Genomic DNA, 19,771 nt, shown 5'->3' with positions numbered 1-19,771 from the left:
CCCGGCGGCCCGGCCCCTGGCGGCATCGTGAAGGGCGCCCGCCCCTGTGCACTGACTACTGTCGATCCCATGATCGTATGGCTCAACGGCACCCATGGTGCGGGCAAGACCACCACCAGCGCGCTCGTGCGGCAGCTGATCCCGGATTCACGGGTGTTCGACGCCGAGAAGGTCGGCGAGACGCTCATGGACATCACACCGGGGCTGCCCGAGACGGACAACTTCCAGCACTGGCCGCCGTGGCGGCCGCTCGTGGTCGAGACCGCCCGGCGCGTACTCGACTACACCGGCGGCACCCTGGTGATCCCCATGACCGTCCTGGTCGAGGAGTACTGGCGCGAGATCAGCTCCGGTCTCGCCCGGCACGGCATCCCGGTGAGGCACTTCGTCCTCCACGCCGACCGGGACACCCTCCGCGGGCGCATCGCGAACGACACGGTCCTCGGCCCCGACTCCCCGTTCCGCCTCCAGTACCTGGAGCCCTATGCCGAGGCGGCCCGCGCGTGGCTGCACGCCGAGGCCGAGGTCGTCGACACCACGCACCTCACACCCGCCGGGGCCGCCCGCCGGATCGCGGAGGCCGTGAAGGGCTGAGCGGCTTCGGCGAGGTCCCGCGCGCAGGGTTCCGCCCCTCCCCGTACGACTCGGCACTCCCGCAGGCGGGGTCGCGGCGGGGGTCACGGGTCCCGGCGCCCGCCGGGCGAGGTGGCCCCGCTCCCGGCGGTGGGCGGGTTCGGCGAGGGCTCGCCCGCCGCGAGGTGCTCCAGGACCTCCGCCAGTTCCTCGCAGGCGCGGCGCACCGACCTGCGGGTCGTGCGCTGCTCGGTGATGACGGAGGAGAGGAGCAGGGCGGTCAGGGCGGCGGAGCCGTTGAACGCCTGGAGCTTGAGCATGATCTCGACGTCCGACAGGTGGAGGAACGCGCCCCGCCCGGCGGTCGCCTCGAAGGTGGTGAGCACGGACGCGAAGAGCGCGCACAGCACGCTTCCGGCGAGCTGGAAGCGGAGCGCCGTCCAGATCAGCAGGGGGAAGACGAGGAAGAGCAGGCTCATCGGACTGAGCACGGCCAGCGGCACGAGGACCAGGGCCGCGAGGCTCAGACAGATCGCCTCCATCCAGCGCCGCAGCCGGAACCGTCCGACCGCGCCCGCGAACGCGAGCAGGAGCGGAGTGACGAGCAGCACGCCCATCGTGTCGCCCGCCCACCAGGCCAGCCAGACCGGCCAGAACTCGCTCTTCTCCAGGGAGCCGGTCGCCACGTGCAGCCCGACCCCCGCCGTCGAACTGATCAGCATGGCGCCGAACCCGCCGAGGAAGACCAGGCAGGTTCCGTCCCGCAGCCGTGCCATGTCGAGCCGGAAGTCGACCCGCCTCAGCAGCAGGAAGGCGCACAGCGGCGCGGCGGTGTTGCTCACGACGGTGACCACCGTCGTGAGCCCCGGGGTGGTGAGGGAGGCGATGACGAGGAAGCAGCCGAGGGCGATGCCGGGCCAGACCCGTACGCCGAGCAGCAGCAGGGCGGCGACGGCGACGCCCGTGGGCGGCCAGATGGGCGTGACGACCACGCCTTCGACGACGAGGCGGCCCAGCAGACCGAGCCGTCCGGCCGCGTAGTAGCAGGCGGCCACGGCCAGCGAGGCCAGGACCGTTTCCGTAGGGGGCCGGAACCGCCGAGTAACCAACACATCGGCCATCAGACACCGGCCGGGCCGCCCCGGCCGGGCAAGGGCCCCCTGCGTGTCGGACAGCGCCGCGCGGAACGGGCCCGGCCGGGCCCGGGGCCCGGTCCGATCCTGTCCGATCCGGCCCGGCCCCTCCGGGCACCGGGCGCGGGGTGTCACCTGTTCGGGGGCGGGCCGACCGGGGGAGAGGGCTCTCCGCCCGGCCCCTTCCCCCGGCCCTTCCCCGGCCACGCCGTACCGCCGTCGTGGCCGACGACCAGGACGGCGGCGTCGTCCTCGTGCCCCACCGTGCTCGCCAGCTTCATGACGGCGGTGGCGAGCGCGTCGACGTCCAGCCCGGCGACGGCGGTGATCCCGGCGAGCCGCATCACCTGGTCCAGGCCGTCGTCGAGGGGGAGCGAGGGCCCTTCCACCACCCCGTCGGTCAGCAGGACGAAGACACCGCCGGTGGTGAGCCGGTGGCGCGTGACGGGGTACTCGACCCCGCGGAGCACACCGAGCGGGGGCCCGCCCTCGCCGTCGTCGATGCCGGAGCGGCCGTCGGCGGTGGCCCAGATGTGGGGGATGTGACCGGCCCGTGCGCACTCCAGCGTGCCGGCGGCGGGGTCGAGCCGCAGGAAGGTGCAGGTGGCGAAGAGGTCGGCGCCCAGAGAGACCAGCAGGTCGTTGGTGCGGGCGAGCAGCTCCCCGGGGTCCCCGGTGACGGAGGCCAGCGCGCGCAGTCCCACGCGGACCTGCCCCATGAAGGCCGCGGCCTCGATGTTGTGCCCCTGCACGTCACCGATGGACATGCCGATGTGGCCGTCGGGCAGGGGGAAGGCGTCGTACCAGTCGCCACCGACGTTGAGCCCGTGGTTGGCGGGCATGTAGCCGACGGCCAGCCGGACGCCGGGAGGGCTGGGAAGGTCCGGGGGCAGCATGCCGCGCTGCAGGGCCACGGCGAGCTCGACGCGGGAGCGCTGCGTCTCGGCCAGCTCGCGCGCCCGGGCGGTCAGCGACCCGAGTCTGACCAGCAGCTCCTCGCTGCTGTCGGCCGGCCATCTGTGGAACATCGCTCACTCCGGCGTCGCGAGAGTCCCTCGCGTCAGTTCGTCCCGTTTCCCACGCGTAAGACCATATGAGACCACCTCGGTACGGACAGGGCCTTCCCCACTCTGCCCGCAGGAGACGGCCCCCGCATCTCATCGGTCCCCGAGGCCCCGCACCGGCCGGGGCCGGGTGGCGACGGCCGGCGCGGTGTGCACCGTCCGGCGGGGGAACGCCGGGCGCCCCCCACGACCGCTGTCCGGTCCGTCCGGTCGCCGTGCCGGCGTCGATGGCGTCCGACCGCGGGAGACCGTTCCCCCACCGCTCGTCGCCGACCACCGGTAACGCGGCCCGGACGCCCGTCGTGTGCTTCCCGCCCCGGCCGTCTACGGTGCGGCCGGGGCGCGCACCGTCCGGCCGGGCGTCAACTCCCTTCCGTCAGCTCCCTTCCGTCAGGACCCGGTCGAGGACTTCCGTGAGCCGCGCGCCCGCGCGGTCGGTGCCACGGCGCCCCCGCTTCGCGTCCGACGAGGCCTTCTCCAGCCGCAGCCGCGCCGTACGTCCGCGCAGCGTCAGCGTCATCAACTGGTTGCCGAACCACGGTCCGCCGGTGCGCTTCCACCGGACCTCCGGCCTCGTGACCCGCCCGTGGCGGGCGAGGAGGTGCCCGAGCCCCTTGGCGAACCGGCTCCAGCCGACGGTGAACCCGACCCTTATGGGCGTGGGCACCGAGTTGTGCAGCGGTGAACAGGTGAACTGGAAGACGCGGGAGTCCGGCTGCCGCCCGGCGGTCCAGACGGGCTCCGCCACGTACCCGTGGTGCACGTCCCCGGAGAGCACGCACACCGTCGCCGGGGCGTTGTCGGCCCTTCCCGCCTCGGCAACCGTCTCCGTCAGCCTTTCGAACGACGAGGTGAACGCCGCCCAGTGTTCGAGGTCGGCCCGTCGACGCAGCCACTCGCCGAAGCGCGCCCAGCGCGGCCCGCGTTCGCCGCGGCAGAGCGCGGCGTGCCAGCTCTCCGCGAAGTGGACCACCGGGGGCAGCAGCCACGGGAGCGAGGTCCCGATCAGCAGGTGGTCGACACCGCCGGGGTCCTCGAACGCCTGCGTCCGCAGCCAGGCCTCCTCCTCCGCGTCCAGCATCGCCCGGTCCCGCTCCTCCAGCACCCGCGCGGCCCGGGTGTCGACCATCAGCAGCCGGGTGCGGCCGAAGTCCCTGCGGTAGCTCCAGCGCACCGACGCCGGGTCGGCGTCGGCGCGTTCTGCGAACGCGCGCAGCACCTCCGTGCCGTCGTCGGCCGCCAGCACCGCCGCGTACAGCTTGTCCTCGGCGAGTTCGGCGGGGGAGAGGTTCCCGAGGTGCTGGTAGACCCAGTACGACATCAGGCCGCCGATGATCCGGTCCTGCCACCAGGGCGTCGCCCGCATGTCGGCCAGCCAGGCGGCACTGGTGTTCCAGTCGTCGATGACGTCGTGGTCGTCGAAGATCATGCAGGTCGGCACGGTCGAGAGCAGCCAGCGCAGCTCGGGGTCGCCCCAGGACTCGTCGTAGAGGTGGGTGTACTCCTCGTAGTCGGCGACCTGGTCCGGCGGGGCGGCCGAGCCGGTGCCGGCGGCCCGCCGGTGCCGGGCGATCCAGTCGCGGGTACCGGCGGACGTCTCGTCCGCGTACACCTGGTCGCCCAGGAGGAGGAGAACGTCCGGACGCTCGGCCTCCGGGTCTTCGGCGAGCCGGGCGGAGAGGGTGTCGAGGACGTCGGGGCCCACCGGATCGGGCTCGTCCACGGCGGGCGCCGCCCACCGGCACGAGCCGAAGGCCACCACCGCGCCGGTCGCCGGGACCGCCGGCGTGCGGATGGTGCTGGGCGGCAGGGGCGAGTCCGCGAGGGGCCACACCCGCTCGCCGTCGAGCAGTACCTCGTACGGGTTGGTGGAGCCGGGTGCGAGTCCGGTCACGACCACCAGCGCGTAGTGGTGACCGGCGACGCGGAACGTCGGAGCCGAACCCCCGGCGCCGTCCGGGCACCGGACCTCCACCGCGCACGGCCGGTCGGTCTCGACCCACACCGTCGCGCTCGTCCCCGACTCCCAGTCCACGTGACGCAGGAGCGGCCCCAACCTCAGACCGGCCATCGCGAGTTCCCTCCCGGCGCTCCGTACGGTACGGAACGGCCGCTCCGTACAGTACGGAACGACGGCGGAAACCGCGCCCCGCCGAGGAGCGGGCCGGTGCCGCCCGGCGCTCGGATCCGGGCGGTGGCAGCCCTCCGAGAGGTGACGGCAGTGCCGCCCGACCTCCCGTGGACGCGTCCTGATGCTCCTGTTGATCGTCAAGCGTGGGGAGGTGCTCGCCGGAACAAGGTGCTTTGGGCCTTCCTGGCCAGGGCCCTTCAGGCCGCCGCCGTCTATGGGTGAATCAGCTCTGGAGCACCAGGCCGCGGTGAGCCGGCCGCGGGCGCCGGATCGGCGCCCCGCGGCTTCCGCGGAGTGACCCGGAAGGCCCGGGCCACTCCACGGAGACGTACTCAGGGGGCGTCGACGAGGATCCGGCCGTCGGTGGGCACGAGCACGGCGACGCCGCCGGCGTAGGCGGACTGGACGCGGGACCGCTCGGTCGCGTTCGGGACGGCGTTGGTGCAGGCCGTACCGGCGCTCGACCCCGACATCAGCTGTGAGCACGGGCCGGGCTTGGTGTCCGGCAGGCCGAGGCTGTGGCCCAGCTCGTGAGCGGCGATCCGGGTCTTGTCGTAGCCCTGGCCCACGGCCTGGCTGCCGAGTTCGACGCGGACCTGACGGCCCGGACGGACGGGGCCGAGCGTGGCCTGCGGCCAGCCCGTGGTGGCGACGATCACGATCTCGGCCCGGGTGCCGGGCGCCGCCTCCACCAGCTTGACGTTGCTCACGTTCGCGTTCCACGAGGCGACCCCGGCCGCGATCGCCGCCTCCCAGCCTCCGGCGCGGCTGTCGTCGTAGCGGAGGGTCACCGCCGCCGCCTCGGCGGCGGAGGATTCCCGGTCGGGGGCGGGCGCGGCGGTCGCCGCACCCGCCGTGGCGAGGACGAGCGCGGCGGCGGAGGTACCCGCCTTGAGCCATGTGCCGAGGGGCATCGCTGCTCCTTCATCCGTGGGGGGACCCGACCTCGGTGGAGGCGGGCGCGTGAAGGGGCGGCGCGGGCGCCCGGTGGGGCCGGGCACAACCGTCGAGCACCCCTCCGAGCCTTGCGATGGTACGTCCTGGAGACCGTGAATGCCATGTACCTGTCATGATCATCTTCGTCAACATCCTTCTCTTAGAGGGGAGTCGGACGGTCCTTGCGGGTCGGTGAGCGGCAGCCGGCCCCGCTCGCCTCCCGGTGGACCCACGTCGGCCCGGGCGACGGGCCCGGCTGCGACGGCTCCGTCCCGGACCGACGCGTACCGCGGCCGGCGCGACGTGGAGAGCGTGTCCATCGGGTTCGTCCGAGCACCGCGGGGACGGAGAAGCCCACCGGAGCGGACGTGCCCCGTACCGAGTGAGGCGTCGGGCGCGGGCGAGTCTCCCGGCCCGTTCCGGCCGAACCGTGCTCAGATGGGCGGACGCAGCCGACAGCACAGGAGGGTCCGCAGGGATGTCCGAGGCCACCATGAGGGCAATGGCGTACGAGACCTACGGCGGGACGGAGGTGCTCCACGAGACCCGGCTGCCGCTGCCGAAGGTCGCTCCCGGCGAGGTTCTCGTCAAGGTCCGGTGCGCCTCGGTCAACCCGGTGGACTGGAAGATCATGGCGGGCGGGCTCGACGCCCTGATGGACGTCGTCCACCCGGTGGTCCCGGGATGGGACGTCAGCGGCACCGTCGAGCGGGTCGGCATCGACGTGCCCGAGTTCGCGGCCGGTGACGAGGTGATGGCCTACGCCCGCAAGGACCACGTGCACGGCGGCACCTTCGCGGAGTACGTCAGCGTGCCCGTGCGCGCCCTCGCGGCCAAGCCCGCCTCGCTGAACTGGGCGCAGGCCGCCGGACTGCCGCTGGCGGGCCTGACCGCCTATCAGCTCCTCACGCGGCTGGGAACGGGCGCCGACGACACCGTCCTCGTGCACGGCGCGGCCGGCGGCGTCGGGTCCTTCGGAGTCCAGCTCGCCCGCGCGCTCGGCGCGAGGGTCATCGGCACGGCCTCCCCGCGCAACCACGACCGGTTGCGCGGGTTCGGCTGCGAGCCCGTCGAGTACGGCGACGGACTGGCCGACCGGGTCCGCGCCCTGGCCCCGGACGGGGTCACCGTCGTCGCCGACTTCGTGGGCGGGGTCCTCGACACCACCCTGGCCGTCCTGGCCGAGGGCGGACGGCACGCCTCCGTCGCCGACGACACCGTGCTCGGCGCGGGCGGCCAGTGGATCTGGGTCCGGCCGAGCGGCGAGGACCTCACGGCCCTGGGGCGGCTCGCGGACGGAGACCGGCTCACGGTCGACGTCGCCGCGACATTCCCGCTCTCCGAGCTCGGAGCGGCCTTCGACCTCAGCCGGGAGGGCCACACCCCGGGGAAGATCGTCGTGGAGGTCTGAAGCACCCTCACCGGAGCCGCCCGGGCCGTCTCCCGCACGGCGGCGAAACCTCATGCCAGGGCGTTCACCACGGCCGTGAACACGTGCGGCAGGCGCTCGGCCACGGGCACGACGAGCGGCGCGAGGACCGGTTGCTGCCGCACCCGCACCAGAAGCTCCGTCAGGAGCCGGTGGCGGCGGGTCACGCGGTTCCAGTCGCTCTCGTAGCGGTCCGGTGTGCCACGGCGCACGTTGTCGACCAGGGCTCCGGCACCGGCGAGCGCCAGGGAGACGCCCTCACCGGTCAGCGCGTCGACGTATCCGGCGGCGTCGCCCACGAGCAGGACCCGCCCGTGCAGCCGGGTGCGTGCCTTCTGACGGAGCGGTCCCGCGCCCCGTACCGCGGTGACGGCCCTTTCCGGGGGAAGGCGGGCGGCCAGCTCGGGGAAGCCTTCCAGCTGGGCGTCGAAAGGGGCCCGCCGGTCCGTCAGGAGGGCGAGGCCGACGAGCCGGGGCCCGAGCGGGGTGACGTAGGCCTCGCCGTGCCGCCCGCAGTGCACCTCGACGTACGGGGACCACGGGGGCGTGGCGTAATGACGCCGCAACCCGTACCTGGGCCTCCGGCAGGACTCGACGCGCAGGCCCAGGGAACGGCGCACCGGTGAGTGCAGGCCGTCCGCGGCGACCAGCCACCTGGCGCGCAGGCCGGTGCCGGGCAGGGTCACACCGGTGACGTCCTGCCGTACCTCCCCGACCCGCAGGGGCAGTACGGGAACGCCCGCCGCGAGGACGGCCTCGTGGAGGGCGGAGTGCAGCTCGGTGCGCCGTACGCCGAGGCCGGGGCCGTGCCGGAACGCGGCCTGGGCCCGGCGGGCCCCCTGCACGTAGCGGATGCCCGCGATCGGCTGGCCCGTGACCTCCAGGCCGAGTAAGGCGAGGGCACGCACGGCGCCGGGCATCAGGCCTTCGCCGCACGCCTTGTCGACCGGCGCGCGGCGGCACTCGGCCACGACGGCGTCGAAACCGGCGCGCGCGGCGTACAGGGCCGTCGCCAGGCCTGCGGGGCCGCCCCCGACGATGATCAGGTCGTGTTCGCGGCTCACGCGGGCACCACGCGGGCGAGGGCCGCGTTCTCACAACGGAGGCGGACCGTGAGCAGCGCCGCGTTGGCCGTGCTGAACACCGCCGCGCTCAGCCACGCGGAGTGCACCAGGGGCAGAGCGGCGACCTCCACCACGACGGCGACGTAGTTGGGGTGACGCACGAGGCGATAGGGACCGGCGCCGATCGGACGCGCCCCGGGAACGACGATGACGCGCGTGTTCCAGTACGGCCCGAGCGTGGTGACGCACCACCAGCGCAGCACCTGGGACAGGAGCACCAGCGACAGCATCGGCCACCCCAGGGCGGGCAGGAACGGCCGGTGGGCCAGCACGGGTTCGAGGAGGCAGCAGACCAGCAGGGCCGTGTGCAGGGCGACCATGACCGGGTAGTGGCCGCGACCGTGCTCGACACCGGCGCGGGCGAGGGTCCAGGACGCGTTGCGCCGGGCCACGACCAGTTCGACGACGCGTTCGGCGGCCACGCCGAGGACGAGAAGCACGTACCAGGACATGAAGGCCCCTCACCAGCGCAACAGCACGAACTCGGAGCAGAAGCCGGGCCCCATCGCCATCAGCAGGCCCCAGGTACCGGGCTCGGGCCGCCGGGGTCCGCAGTGGCTCTGCAGGACGTGCAGGACGGAGGCCGAGGACAGGTTTCCCACGGTCGCGAGCGAGCGCCGCGCGCTGTCGAGGGCGTCGTCGGGCAGACCGAGGACGTCGGTCACGGCGGACAGCACCTTGGGACCGCCCGGATGGCACACCCACGTTCCGATGTCGTCGGTGGTGAGGCCGTGCTCGGCCAGGAAAGCACGCAGGGGCCGCCCGAGGTGGTCCCGCACGGTACGGGGGATGCCCGCGTCGATCACGACGCGGAACCCGCTCGCTCCGATGTCCCAGCCCATGAGGTGACCGGTCGCCGGGTAGAGATGGCTGCGCGTCGCGATCACCGTGGGCCCGCTTCCGCCCCGCTCCGCGGCGGCGCGGCCGCGTGCGACGAGTGCCGCCGCCCCGTCGCCGAACAGGGCGCCGGCGACCAGGTTGGCGTGGGAGTCGTCGCCCCGCTGGAGCGTCAGCGAGCACAGTTCGACGGTGAGCAGCACGGCGGTGTCGTCGGGGTGCCCGCGCAGGTAGTCGTGCAGCCGGGCGAGACCGGCGGCGCCCGCCACGCATCCCAGACCGAACACCGGGAGCCGTTTGACGTCGGGCCGCAACCCCAGGCGGCCGGCCAGACGGGCGTCGAGCGAAGGGGTGGCCACGCCGGTGACGGAGTTGCACACCAGCAGGTCGACGTCGGCCGGTTCGAGTCCCGCCTCTCGCAGCGCGCCGGCGACGGCTTCCCCGCCCAGGTCGAGTCCGGCCGCGATCCACGCGTCGTTGGACCGTCCGAAGTCCCCGAGACCGGCGTACCGCTCGATCGGCAGGGCCAGATGGCGCGTCCGCACACCGGTGGAGACGTGCAGGCGGCGCAGCAGGGCGCGGTCGGCTCCCGGAGCCAGGCACAGGTCGCCGATCGGCTCGGTCAGGTCGTCCTGGGCGTAACGGTGCGGTGCCAGCACGGTGTGGACGGCGGCGACGGTGGTCGCCGCGAGGGGCGCGGCCGACGGGTGCGGAGCGGCGGAGGGGGACGCGGCGGCGTCGGTGATCACGGAGACACGCATGGCGCCAATGCCTACCTCGTTCCGCGCACCGGACTACCTTGCGCATGTGTCTTTGCACCCGTTCGGGGCTCCTCCGCGCACACCACCCCGTGTCCCGGTGCTGCTGCGTTCCTGCCACCTGGAGCCGGCACTCGCCGTGACGGTCTTCGTGACCGCGCTGGCCGTGGCGGGGGGCCGGGGCGCGGCGGGGGCGGCACTGGTGGCCGGGGCGGTGCTGGCCGGCCAGCTCTCGGTCGGCTGGTGCAACGACGCGGCCGACGCGCGGCGCGACACGGTCTGCGGGCGCCGCGACAAGCCGGTGGCCACCGGCGAGCTCCTCCCCGGAACCGTGGCCGCCGCCGCCGTGGTGGCCCTGGGGCTGTGCGTGCCGCTGTCGCTGCTGAACGGGGCGGCCGCGGGAGCGGCGCACCTGGGGGGAGTGGCGGCGGGCTGGGCCTACAACCTGGGACTCAAACGCACGGTGCTCTCCCCGCTGCCCTACGCCGTGGGATTCGGTTCGCTGCCCGCCTTCGTCACCCTCGGTCCGCCGTCGCAGTCCTGGCCCGCCTGGTGGGCCGTGACGGCGGGGGCGCTGCTGGGCGTGGGGGCGCACGTGGTCAACGTCCTCCCGGACATCGAGGACGATCTCGCGACCGGCGTGGACGGCCTGCCGCAGCGGCTCGGCCGTGCGGCGTGCCGGTCGTCGACGCCGTTCGTGATGCTGGCGGCCGTGGGCGTCCTCGTCGTGGGACCGCCCGGGCCGGTGGGCGTCCCGGGCTGGGCACTGGCGGTGGCCGCCGGGTCCGTCGCGGTGGCGGGCACGGCGGTACCGTCGGCGCCCGGGAGCCGATGGCCGTTCCGGGCGGCGGTCGCGGTGGCGGGCACGGCCGTGACGCAGCTCCTCCTGAGGGGCTCCGACATGGTCTGACCCCGGGGCCCGGGCCCGGCCGGCAGGGCCGCGGGGCGGCGAGGGACGCGGCTCGTCACCGTCGTCGGCCGAGGGCCCTCACCGCCGCCGCGAGCGCCGCCAGGCCCGCGGTCACCGTCACGGCCCTGCCGACGACGTGGTGGTCGTGGCGGCGCCATCCGTCGTCGACGGCACACGGCAGGGGATCAGGGGCGAACACGGTGCCGTCGTGCGGGGAGACCGGGGCGCCCCGCACGGCGAACGTCTTCACCACGGGCCCGATGAGACGGTCGTACAGGCCGGGCACGAGGCGATGTGCCCAGACACCGACGTACTGCGTTCGTCCGACGACGATCTCGCGCCGAGGACGATCGATGGCGCGCACCACCGCGGCCACCACCCGTTCCGGAGACGTCACGGGCGGCAGCGGCCGGATCCGGCGGCCGACGTAGTTCGCGGCATGGCGGTAGATCGGCGTGTCGACCGCACCCGGCAGGACGGTGCACACGGCGATGCCGGGGGCGTCGCGCAACTCCTGGCGCAGCACCTCGGAGAAACCGAGCAGGCCCCATTTCGAGACGACGTACGGTGCGACGTAGGGGGACGAGAGCCGTCCGTACAGGGAGCCGATGTTCACGAGCACTCCCCGGCCCTGGGACCTGAACTGCGGCAGCACCGCCCGGGCCGCGTGGACCTGCCCGAACAGCGTGGTGTCCACGATCCGCCGGAACACGGGGCCGGGAGTGTCCTCGAACAGGCCGTAGCTCCACACGGCCGCGGCGTTCACCCAGGCGTCGATGCGCCCGAACCTCTCGACGGCGCGCCGGGCCAGGACCTGGACGGCCGCCTCGTCACCGACGTCGGTCGGGACGACCAGGGCCCGTCCTCCCCGCCGCTCGCAGTCCCGGGCGACCGCGGTGAGGGTCCGTTCGGTACGGGCCGCCAGCACGAGATCGGCCCCGCGGGCGGCGAGTGCCCGCGCCACCCCGCGGCCGATGCCGCTGGAGGCCCCGGTGACGACCACCACCGGCCGGTTCACAGCGCCCCGCCGATCCGCTGGGACGCCGTGAACCGGTCCTCGACGGTCGACAGGGGGTCCTCGGCCCGTCTGGGCGGGCGGGGCGTCCGAAGACGGGACGGCTCCTTCGGTCCGGGCAGGTGCTCCAAGCGCGTGATCACTTTCGGTCCGACCCGAACGCGTGCGACGGTCCGGGTGCCGGCTGAGGTCAGTGCGGCAGATGGTGGCTGATGCCGGGAGCCACGTGCCGGGAGAGGGACTCGGCGCGCCCCCACATGCCCGAGACCTGCTCGGAGGGCCGCTGCTGCTCGCCGTGTAGGGCGTTGAGCACCACCAGACACCCCGTGAGCGCCGGCACCACCCACTGCGCGCAGGCCAGCTGCCGCCTGGCCTTGTCGAGGTCGACGGGGTGCCTGCCCGCCTTCTCGACGTCCTCCGGGTCGGAGGAGGAGGCCAGCTCGATCTTCTTGCCCAGCACACGGGCGTAGGCGGTGGCGGCCAGGGCCGCGGCGGTGACGGCCGTCTTGGCCGCGGTGGAGGCGGCGACGCCCTGCTGGGTGGCGACGCGGTGGGCGTTCACGACCAGCAGCCCCCCGCTGCCGAACAGGTGCGCCCCGATGGCGACGGCGCTGACCGGCGTCCACTTCGCCCAGCCGGCGGAAGCGATCCGGTCCGCGGCCACCTCCGTGCCGCCTTCACTCCTGGCCGCGCCGTTGAGGCCGACCGCGCCCATCAGCGAGCCGCCGAACCAGGCGGCCAGACCCACGTCGTGCAGGCTGCGGATGAGGGTATGACGTTCGGACATGACGATGCTCCTCCTTGGGGCGGTACGGTGCCCGACGCGGGCGCCGGACACCACTCCACCCTGGCCGGACCCGGTCACCCCCGCCATCGTGGTGAGCCGGACGGGTGCGCCGGCACCGGCGGCGCGGTGGAACGGGACCGCGCCGCACCGGACCTCGATCGCCTCCGTACGCGTGAGCCGGCCGTGCCGCGGGGATCCCGGCGGGACGACGTGCCGGAAAGGGGGCACCATGGGGTCGTGAGAACGCGTCCGGTGCTCGTCTACGACGGCGACTGCGGATTCTGTACGGCTTCGGTCGCGGTAGCGCGGCGCCTGCTCCGCCCCGCCTGCGAGTTCACCCCGTGGCAGTCGGCCGACCTGGCCTCCCTCGGCGTCCCGCGGGAACGCGCCGAGTACGAGGCGCTGTGGGTGACCCCCGACGGCGCCGTTCACGGCGGCGCCCAGGCCGTGGCGAGACTCCTGCTCCGCACCGGTGGGGGATGGGCCGTCCTGGGAGCGGTCCTCGCGCGGGCACCGGTTCGCTGGATCGCCCACGCCGCCTACCGGGTCGTCGCGAACAACCGGCAACGGCTGCCGGGCGGGACACGGACCTGCGCCGTTCCCGCCCGTCGACCGCACGATGCGCACTCCCGGCCCTGACGCGGACGGTGCCACCGGTGTGCTCCCGGCACGCGCCGCCAGGGCCGGGCGCCGGGCCGTGGGCACCGTCGCCCGAACCGGCGCGCGGCGGTGCACCCGCGCTCCGCTCACCCCGTCAGGATCGTCTCCAGCGCGGCGAACGGGTCCGTCAGCGTGGCCAGACGGTACGCGGCGTCGTACGCGCCGTCGCCGATCTGCTCCCGGGCCGAAAGCTCCGCGTTCCACCGCAGCGGCTGCAGCTCGGGGGTGCCCCGCTGCGGGTGTCCGACCATCTGCCAGAACACCTGGCCCGTCCCGTACGCCGAGGCCGCCTCCTCGCCCCTGGTCAGCGCCGACAGGGCGACCGCGAGGAGGTCGAGGCCCAGGCCCAGGCCGAAGACGTCGCCTATCAGGCGCTTGTCCCGCAGCATGGCCCGGGCGTGGTCGGCGGCGTCGGCCGATCGCTCCTCCCGCAGCGCTATCAGCGCGAGCTGGTACTCGGTGTAGGACCGCGTCCAGTGCTCGCCCGCCGACGCCGAGTCGAGCCGCAGTTCCTCGGCCTCGGCGCGGGCCTCTTCGAGGAGACCGGAGGCCGTCAGAGCGAAGACCCGCACCAGCCGGCACCGCGCCACCGCGGGCGCCGCCGCGCCCGGTTCGGCCAGCGCCCGGTCCGCGACGGCCAGCGCGTCCGGCGGATCGCCCCGCAGCAGCATCACCAGACCGCGCAGATAGGCGGCGTCCGCGAGGAGCGTCGCGTCCCGGGCCCGCACCGCGCACTCGTCGGCGCGGCCCGCCAGCCGGGCCGCGGCGTCGTACTCGCCCCGCAGGCAGCGGACCACCCCGAGCGCCCACGCCAGCTTGCCCACGACGGCCTCGGGACCGGAGACCGCCTGCGCGCACTCCTCCAGGTAGTGCGCCGCCTCGTGCAGATGGCCGGAGCACGCCCAGAAGAAGCCGAGTGCTCCCGCCAGTTCCGCGGCCGTCGGAGGATCCGTGGCCAGCAGGTGCTCCAGCGCCGCGCACAGGTCGCCGTAGCAGTCGGTCAGCCGCGCGTAGGCGCTCGCCTGGCCGGGTCCCCACCAGAAGTCCTCGGCGGCGAGCGCCAGTCCGTGGAAGCGCCGGGCGTGCCGGTCGGCCGTCGCACGGGTCTCGCCGAGTTCCGCGAGCCACAGCGCCCCGTACTCGCGCACCGAGTCGAAGAGGTGCAGGCGGTCGCCGGACCGCGTCACGACGCTCTTGCGGACGAGCCCTTCCAGGGCCTGCTCCAGGGCGCCCTCGGTGAGCGGCCCGCCGCCGCAGACCCGTACCACGTCGTCCACCGTGGCGGCCGAACGGAACACCGACAGACGGGCCCACAGCAGCCGTTCGCGCGGTTCGCACAGTTCGTGGCTCCACCCGATGGTGGTGCGCAGCGCATGGTGGCGCGACGGGCGCACCGGACTCCCGGGATCCTCGGAGAGGGAGAGCCTGTCGCGCAGGAGCCGCGCCATCGCGGACAGCGGCCTCTCCCGTAACTGCGCGGCGGCGAGTACGAGCGCCAGGGGCACGCCTTCCAGCCGGCGGCACACCTCGGCGGCGGCGACGAAGTCCTCGGGCCGCGTCCAGCGGACGCCGGCGGCGTCCGCCCGGTCGGCGAACAGCTCCATCGCGTCGGAGTCGACGGGCAGGGGGCCGAGGGGAAACGGGAACTCGGTCCGGGTGCCCAGCGGTTCACGGCTGGTCGCCAGCACGACGAGCCGCGGGCAGCGGGCGAGGAGGGTCGACACCAGGGCCGCGCACGCCGCCACGAGGTGCTCGCAGGAGTCCAGGACCAGCAGGACACGGCGCGCGCCGATCCAGTCGGCCAGTGTGTCCACGGGCTCGCCGGGCGAGTGGTCCGACAGGCCGCAGGCGTCGGCGACCAGGGAGGTGAGCAGGGAGGCGTTGGCCAGTGACCAGAGCGGCGCCCAGTGGACAGCGGTGAAGGCGTCGGGCCCGCAGCCCTCGGCGACGCGCGAGGCGAGCCGGGACTTCCCGATCCCGCCCGCGCCCACCAGTGTGACGAGCCGTCGCTCGCCCAGCAGGGAGGTCAGCTCCTCGACTTCCCTGGCCCGTCCGACGAACGGGCCGCTCTCCGGCGGCATCCAAGTCTCCATTCCCCGCATTCTCCGACAGGGCGGGGGCCCGGATGCACCCGTTCGAAGAAGACCGGACCTCCCGGTGGCCTCCGCCGCGGGAACACGGATCGGCCGCATGCGCGTCGTACCGGTGTGCGAAGGAGGGGGTTCGGCGGACTCCTTTCACCACGGAGCCCCGTAGACCCTCTCGGACGCTCCCGCCCGCGCCCGGACCGAGAGGATCTAATCGCGACCGGACACCCGGGGCCCGGGTCCGAGGAGCTGGTCGTCGGCTTCCGCGGACACGGGCCCGGTCGTTTCCCCTGTCCGCGCGAGCACCGCGTTGAACTGCGCGCCGGCGAGCAGGGCCAGGTTGGTGAACCACAGCCACACGAGGAAGACGACGATTCCCGCCAGCGAACCGTAGAGGCGGCTGTAGGTCCCGAACTGCGTGTAGAGCGTGAAGACGACCGAGGCGCCGAGCCACAGGAACGCGGCCAGGACGCCGCCCGAGAACCCCCGGCGCTTCCCCCTGCCCCGAGCGGGACCGGTCCGGTACAGGATGAGGACGAGGCCCGTGACGATCGCCAGGAGCACCGGCCAGCGCAGGACGGCCACCACGTCCGTGTTCGGGTGGCCGAGGGCCGCCGTGAGCCGGCGGGCCAGGGGGCCGGTCGCGACGAGACTCGCGGCGCCCGCGACGAGCAGGGCCAGCAGCGCGGTGGCGGTGAGGACGAGGATGTGCGCCGCACGCAGGGGCGGCCGCGTGTCGGGCAGCCTGTACATCGCGTGCAGGGCGCGGCGGAAGACCGCCAGATAGCTGGAGGCCGACCACAGCGCGCTCAGGACGCCGCTGATGAGCAGCGCCCACAGGGAGGACGGCGTCGAGACGAGCCCCTCCAGCGCCTCGCGGAGGACCTGGGCCGACTGGGGAGGGGCGTAGGAGGTGAGGTCGAGGATCAGACGCTCACGGGTGCCGACCCCGGCCAGCCCCACCAGGGAGACCGAGACGAGCAGGGCGGGCACCAGCGCCAGCACCGCGTAGTAGGTGAGAGCCGCCGCGTAGTCGGCGATGTTGTCGTGCCAGAGGCGCACGGCGGTGCCGCGCAGGGCCGATCGCATCAGTCTCAGCGATTCGGCGGCACGATTGCCCGGAGTGTTCCGGTGCGTCCGGAGGGTGTTCGCTACCACGATGTCCTCTTGCCCTGCGTCACCGCTCTCACCCAGGGTTTCGGGATCGGCCGTTCCCCTGCGCCGTCGGGTGGCCCGTCGCGGTCGGCCCCGCGGGGCGAGCGATGAGTTCCGCGGGCGGATCCGGTCCACCCTGGTATGACTCGCATCATCGCCGACATCTCGGTTTCTCTCGACGGCTTCGTCACCGGCCCCGACCCCGGCCCGGACAACGGTCTGGGCACCGGCGGCGAGGCGCTGCACACCTGGGCGTTCTCCGACGACCCCGAGGACCGCCGCCGCCTGCGCGAGGGGACCGCCCGCTCCGGCGCCGTCGTCCTGGGGCGCCGCCTCTTCGACGTGGTCGACGGACCCGGCGGATGGGACGACGAGATCGGCTACGGAGCCGGCGAGGTCGGCAAACCCGCGTTCGTCGTCGTGACGAGCTCGGTACCGAAGTCCGTACGGCTCACCGGGCTCGACTGGACGTTCGTCACCACCGGCCTGCCCGACGCCGTCACCGCCGCACGCGAGCGCGCCGGAGCGGCGTCGTCACGCGACGGCGAAGACCTCGACGTCGTCCTCATGGGCGGCGGCGCCACGATCGGCTCGGCACTCGAAGCCGGGCTCGTCGACACGCTGTCGCTGCACCTCGCCCCCGTCGTGCTGGGCGCGGGCACACCGCTGTTCACCGGGGGAGCGCCGTACGCGCTCGTACGGACGGGCGTGACCGCGACGTCGACCGCGACACATCTGACCTATGACGTCCGGCGGTGATCCGATGACCACCGTCGACGTCAACGGGATCTCCCTGGGCATCGAGTCGTTCGGCGCGGACGGCGCGCCACTCGTCCTGCTCGCGGGCGGGACGACGATGCTCTCCTGGCCCGACGCGCTGTGCGAGCGCCTCGCCGCCGGCGGTCGCCGTGTGGTGCGCTACGACCTGCGCGACAGCGGAGAGTCGACGACGGGGGACCCGGAAGCGCCCGCCTACACCCTGCGGGACCTCGCCGCCGACGCGGCCGCCCTCGCCGGAGCGCTCGGCGGGGGACCCGTACACCTCGCGGGCACCGGCGTCGGCGGAATGGTCGCCCAGGTGGCCGCGCTCGACCATCCCGGCGCGTTCTCGGCGCTCACCCTGATCGGTACCCGCCCGGTCGCCCCCGGCCCGGCCGACGACGACCTCCCCGACCACGACCCGGCGACGATCAACCGGCTGTTCGCACGTCCGGCGCCCGACTGGACCGACCGCGAAGCGGTCGCGGAGTTCGTCGCCGCCGGGGCGGAGATCCTCGGCGACGACCCCGCCGCCGCGCACGCGGTCGCCGCGCGCGTCTGGGACCGCACACCCGGCACCGCGCCACCGGTCCAGACGGCCAACCAGATGGGCACGGTGTTCTCCCGGCTCGACTGCGCGCCCCGCTGGCGCGAGCGCCTGCCCGACATCGGGATTCCCGCGCTCGTCGTCCACGGCCGCCACGACCGGTTCTTCCCCGTCGGCAACGGCGAGGCGATGGCGCGCGAGATCCCCGGGGCGCGGCTGCTCGTCCTCGAGGGAGCCGCCGCGATTCCCGACGCGGCGATCGGCGAGGTCGCCGAGGCGATGCTCACGCTCGGCCGGAGGACCGCGGACACCGCGCGGATCCGGCCCCCCACGTGACGGTGAACGGCGACCCGCCGCCACCGGCCCGGGGGGTCGACCCGGCTGAGGACGCCCGGGAAACCGAAGCCCGGCGTCGGGGGCCGCTCCGGAACGTCCGCCCCGGGACGAGGAGTCCGTCAACGACCTACCGCCCTCGCGACCCCGCGAGCCCATGACGGCCGGGCTCCGCGGAGTGCCTCACGCCCCGCGACCCGCCGAAGCGCGAGAGCCCGGCCGCCGGGCCACTCAGGTTCCGGCCGCGACCGCCTCGACGGGTGCACCGGCCGGGGCGGTCGCTCCGGCGCCGGCGTGGGGAGAATCCGCGGCCTCGGGCTTGGTGTAGAGGGCGACGCCCTGCCGGGTGTCCTTCTCGACCCGGCCCTTCTTCACCAGACCTTCCAGGGCGTTGCGGACGACCTGGATCGAGGTCGAACGTTCGGGGCGTGCCTTCGTGAGCTCCGCGTGGATCTCGTTGACCTTCAACGGCTCACCGAGAAACCCCTCTTCCAGCAGACCGTCGATAAGCGTGCCGAGCGTGGGTGCCGACTGCGCCTTCGGGGTGCCACCGGCGGACTTCTTGGCCGCCGTCTTCCGGGCGGCGGCCTTCTCGACCGGGGCCTTCGCCGTCTTCGCGGCCGCTTTGTCTGCCGCCGCCTTCGCCGCGGGGGCCCTCTTGACCGCTGTCTTCCCGGCCGCTGTCTTCCCGGCCGCTGTCTTCCCGGCCGCGGGCTTCTTGGCCGCGGGCTTCTTGGCCGGGGTGGCTTCCCGGGTCTCCCGGGGCTGGGGCACGGCCGCTTCCCGCACGGCCTCGTCCGGCCCGGTCACGCTGCTTTCCGGCGCACCGGTCGGCAAGGAGTCCAGCGTCGTGGCCAGCCACTTCTCCTCCGCCCGCAACTGCTCCAGACGGGCGGCGATCGACGCCTGCTCCGCGCGGTTGGCCTCAAGGTCGGTGGCGATCTGCTCCGCGTACCTGGTGTGAATCGAGGTGCTGTCCAGCTCGTTCGGCACTGCAGTCCACGCTCCTTAGACAGAGGGTATTGCTGCCGGATGTTACTCGCCACTGGCCGAATCCGGCCGGTACAGCCCGAAAGCGTCCTCATGGAGACCGGGACGCCCGGCAGGCGGGCAAGGTGAAATGCCTTGTACCAATGGCCGGTTGGCGACGAGCACGGGCGCGAGAACGCGGTCCGCCGATGGCAAGGCGCCGGGGGCAGCGTCCTGCCGTGCTCGGCCTTCGGGTGTGCCCCATACGGGTTGTCCCGGGTGTTGCTCGCCGGGGGGTGTCAGAAGCCGGTGGCAGGGTAGCGGGGAGACGTCCCGTCCTCATCGGACGGCCGGGACGATCCACAGATACGGAGTGCTTCACCCATGAATCGCAGTGAGCTGGTGGCCGCCCTGGCCGACCGCGCCGAGGTGACCCGCAAGGACGCCGACGCCGTGCTGACGGCCCTCGCCGAGACCGTCGGTGAGGTCGTCGCCAAGGGCGACGAGAAGGTCACCATCCCCGGCTTCCTGACCTTCGAGCGCACCCACCGTGCCGCTCGCACC

General features: G+C 74.1%; 19 protein-coding genes. 7 read left to right on the top strand and 12 right to left on the bottom strand.

Going from position 1 to position 19,771, the window contains the following annotated elements; all coding sequences use genetic code 11:
• Positions 1–69 precede the first annotated feature (69 nt).
• The gene (locus tag ADL08_RS18740) at positions 70–594 is read left to right on the top strand and encodes an AAA family ATPase (protein ID WP_053644397.1); all 525 of its coding nucleotides are present in this window, start codon (positions 70–72) and stop codon (positions 592–594) included.
• An 83-nt stretch (positions 595–677) separates the two neighbouring features.
• Here ADL08_RS18740 and ADL08_RS18735 read toward each other — a convergent pair whose 3' ends face one another.
• The 4 genes from ADL08_RS18735 to ADL08_RS18720 form a co-directional block, all read right to left on the bottom strand.
• Positions 678–1,694 carry an MASE1 domain-containing protein gene (locus ADL08_RS18735; RefSeq protein WP_053644395.1) on the bottom strand — a complete coding sequence of 339 codons (1,017 nt, stop codon included), beginning with the start codon at positions 1,692–1,694 and terminating at the stop codon, positions 678–680.
• Positions 1,695–1,837: 143 nt separating this feature from the next.
• On the bottom strand, positions 1,838–2,734 hold the full coding sequence (locus ADL08_RS18730; protein ID WP_078968267.1) for a PP2C family protein-serine/threonine phosphatase: 897 nt from the start codon (positions 2,732–2,734) through the stop codon (positions 1,838–1,840).
• A gap of 412 nt (positions 2,735–3,146) precedes the next feature.
• Positions 3,147–4,841 carry an alkaline phosphatase D family protein gene (locus tag ADL08_RS18725; protein ID WP_053644393.1) on the bottom strand — a complete coding sequence of 565 codons (1,695 nt, stop codon included), beginning with the start codon at positions 4,839–4,841 and terminating at the stop codon, positions 3,147–3,149.
• A 392-nt stretch (positions 4,842–5,233) separates the two neighbouring features.
• Positions 5,234–5,815 (bottom strand): snapalysin family zinc-dependent metalloprotease, encoded by a 582-nt coding sequence (locus ADL08_RS18720; RefSeq protein ID WP_053644390.1) that lies wholly within the window; start codon positions 5,813–5,815, stop codon positions 5,234–5,236.
• Between the two features lie 515 nt (positions 5,816–6,330).
• On the opposite strand from ADL08_RS18720, the gene ADL08_RS18715 reads away from it, so the two are divergent.
• On the top strand, positions 6,331–7,248 hold the full coding sequence (locus ADL08_RS18715; protein ID WP_053644483.1) for an NADP-dependent oxidoreductase: 918 nt from the start codon (positions 6,331–6,333) through the stop codon (positions 7,246–7,248).
• A gap of 50 nt (positions 7,249–7,298) precedes the next feature.
• On the opposite strand, the gene ADL08_RS18710 is transcribed toward ADL08_RS18715, so the two are convergent.
• From ADL08_RS18710 to ADL08_RS18700, 3 genes are read right to left on the bottom strand one after another with little or no spacing between them, the layout of a single operon-like run.
• Positions 7,299–8,330: an NAD(P)/FAD-dependent oxidoreductase gene (locus ADL08_RS18710; protein ID WP_053644388.1), complete on the bottom strand. Its 1,032-nt coding sequence runs from the start codon at positions 8,328–8,330 to the stop codon at positions 7,299–7,301.
• Positions 8,327–8,842 carry an isoprenylcysteine carboxyl methyltransferase family protein gene (locus ADL08_RS18705; RefSeq protein ID WP_053644386.1) on the bottom strand — a complete coding sequence of 172 codons (516 nt, stop codon included), beginning with the start codon at positions 8,840–8,842 and terminating at the stop codon, positions 8,327–8,329. Before ADL08_RS18705 ends, ADL08_RS18710 begins: the two co-directional genes overlap by 4 nt.
• Positions 8,843–8,851: 9 nt before the next feature.
• Positions 8,852–9,988 (bottom strand): type III polyketide synthase, encoded by a 1,137-nt coding sequence (locus ADL08_RS18700; RefSeq protein WP_078968266.1) that lies wholly within the window; start codon positions 9,986–9,988, stop codon positions 8,852–8,854.
• A 100-nt stretch (positions 9,989–10,088) separates the two neighbouring features.
• Between ADL08_RS18700 and ADL08_RS18695 the strand changes: the two genes are divergently transcribed.
• Positions 10,089–10,895, top strand: coding sequence for a UbiA family prenyltransferase (locus ADL08_RS18695; protein WP_234352189.1), 807 nt, complete (start codon positions 10,089–10,091; stop codon positions 10,893–10,895).
• Between the two features lie 55 nt (positions 10,896–10,950).
• Here ADL08_RS18695 and ADL08_RS18690 read toward each other — a convergent pair whose 3' ends face one another.
• Positions 10,951–11,913, bottom strand: a complete 963-nt coding sequence (locus ADL08_RS18690; protein ID WP_199837038.1) for an SDR family NAD(P)-dependent oxidoreductase — start codon at positions 11,911–11,913, stop codon at positions 10,951–10,953.
• A gap of 187 nt (positions 11,914–12,100) precedes the next feature.
• Positions 12,101–12,697 carry a hypothetical protein gene (locus ADL08_RS18685; RefSeq protein WP_053644476.1) on the bottom strand — a complete coding sequence of 199 codons (597 nt, stop codon included), beginning with the start codon at positions 12,695–12,697 and terminating at the stop codon, positions 12,101–12,103.
• A 237-nt stretch (positions 12,698–12,934) separates the two neighbouring features.
• Between ADL08_RS18685 and ADL08_RS18680 the strand changes: the two genes are divergently transcribed.
• Entirely contained in the window at positions 12,935–13,336 is a 402-nt protein-coding gene (locus tag ADL08_RS18680) for a thiol-disulfide oxidoreductase DCC family protein (protein WP_053644382.1), read from the top strand.
• A gap of 107 nt (positions 13,337–13,443) precedes the next feature.
• Here ADL08_RS18680 and ADL08_RS18675 read toward each other — a convergent pair whose 3' ends face one another.
• Both ADL08_RS18675 and ADL08_RS18670 read right to left on the bottom strand, forming a co-directional pair.
• Complete coding sequence (locus ADL08_RS18675; protein ID WP_063885314.1) at positions 13,444–15,450, bottom strand: ATP-binding protein; 2,007 nt, start codon at positions 15,448–15,450, stop codon at positions 13,444–13,446.
• A 204-nt stretch (positions 15,451–15,654) separates the two neighbouring features.
• Complete coding sequence (locus tag ADL08_RS18670; protein WP_078968265.1) at positions 15,655–16,533, bottom strand: YihY/virulence factor BrkB family protein; 879 nt, start codon at positions 16,531–16,533, stop codon at positions 15,655–15,657.
• Positions 16,534–16,740: 207 nt separating this feature from the next.
• On the opposite strand from ADL08_RS18670, the gene ADL08_RS18665 reads away from it, so the two are divergent.
• Both ADL08_RS18665 and ADL08_RS18660 read left to right on the top strand, forming a co-directional pair.
• Positions 16,741–17,358, top strand: coding sequence for a dihydrofolate reductase family protein (locus tag ADL08_RS18665; RefSeq protein ID WP_053644378.1), 618 nt, complete (start codon positions 16,741–16,743; stop codon positions 17,356–17,358).
• 4 nt (positions 17,359–17,362) lie between these two features.
• Positions 17,363–18,241: an alpha/beta fold hydrolase gene (locus ADL08_RS18660; protein ID WP_053644377.1), complete on the top strand. Its 879-nt coding sequence runs from the start codon at positions 17,363–17,365 to the stop codon at positions 18,239–18,241.
• A gap of 228 nt (positions 18,242–18,469) precedes the next feature.
• Here the strand turns inward: ADL08_RS18660 and ADL08_RS18655 are convergent, their stop codons facing one another.
• Positions 18,470–19,231: a hypothetical protein gene (locus ADL08_RS18655; RefSeq protein WP_053644375.1), complete on the bottom strand. Its 762-nt coding sequence runs from the start codon at positions 19,229–19,231 to the stop codon at positions 18,470–18,472.
• 360 nt (positions 19,232–19,591) lie between these two features.
• Here ADL08_RS18655 and ADL08_RS18650 point away from each other — a divergent pair.
• On the top strand, positions 19,592–19,771 hold a 180-nt coding region (locus tag ADL08_RS18650; RefSeq protein ID WP_199837037.1), incomplete at its 3' end, for an HU family DNA-binding protein.

The sequence above is a fragment of the Streptomyces sp. NRRL F-6492 genome, assembly GCF_001280125.1.
Lineage (GTDB): Bacteria > Actinomycetota > Actinomycetes > Streptomycetales > Streptomycetaceae > Streptomyces.
Note: the sequence above shows the minus strand (reverse complement) of the source record. Positions and strands in the feature narration are given on the sequence as shown.

Excerpts from the sequence above, each read along its gene's own strand:
- ADL08_RS18665 (WP_053644378.1), top strand. The coding sequence starts at position 16,741 with ATGACTCGCATCATCGCCGACATCTCGGTTTCTCTCGACGGCTTCGTC.
- ADL08_RS18725 (WP_053644393.1), bottom strand. The coding sequence starts at position 4,841 with ATGGCCGGTCTGAGGTTGGGGCCGCTCCTGCGTCACGTGGACTGGGAG.
- ADL08_RS18740 (WP_053644397.1), top strand. The coding sequence starts at position 70 with ATGATCGTATGGCTCAACGGCACCCATGGTGCGGGCAAGACCACCACC.
- ADL08_RS18735 (WP_053644395.1), bottom strand. The coding sequence starts at position 1,694 with ATGGCCGATGTGTTGGTTACTCGGCGGTTCCGGCCCCCTACGGAAACG.
- ADL08_RS18675 (WP_063885314.1), bottom strand. The coding sequence starts at position 15,450 with ATGGAGACTTGGATGCCGCCGGAGAGCGGCCCGTTCGTCGGACGGGCC.
- ADL08_RS18715 (WP_053644483.1), top strand. The coding sequence starts at position 6,331 with ATGAGGGCAATGGCGTACGAGACCTACGGCGGGACGGAGGTGCTCCAC.
- ADL08_RS18685 (WP_053644476.1), bottom strand. The coding sequence starts at position 12,697 with ATGTCCGAACGTCATACCCTCATCCGCAGCCTGCACGACGTGGGTCTG.
- ADL08_RS18700 (WP_078968266.1), bottom strand. The coding sequence starts at position 9,988 with ATGCGTGTCTCCGTGATCACCGACGCCGCCGCGTCCCCCTCCGCCGCT.
- ADL08_RS18720 (WP_053644390.1), bottom strand. The coding sequence starts at position 5,815 with ATGCCCCTCGGCACATGGCTCAAGGCGGGTACCTCCGCCGCCGCGCTC.
- ADL08_RS18660 (WP_053644377.1), top strand. The coding sequence starts at position 17,363 with ATGACCACCGTCGACGTCAACGGGATCTCCCTGGGCATCGAGTCGTTC.
- ADL08_RS18670 (WP_078968265.1), bottom strand. The coding sequence starts at position 16,533 with ATGCGATCGGCCCTGCGCGGCACCGCCGTGCGCCTCTGGCACGACAAC.
- ADL08_RS18730 (WP_078968267.1), bottom strand. The coding sequence starts at position 2,734 with ATGTTCCACAGATGGCCGGCCGACAGCAGCGAGGAGCTGCTGGTCAGA.
- ADL08_RS18705 (WP_053644386.1), bottom strand. The coding sequence starts at position 8,842 with ATGTCCTGGTACGTGCTTCTCGTCCTCGGCGTGGCCGCCGAACGCGTC.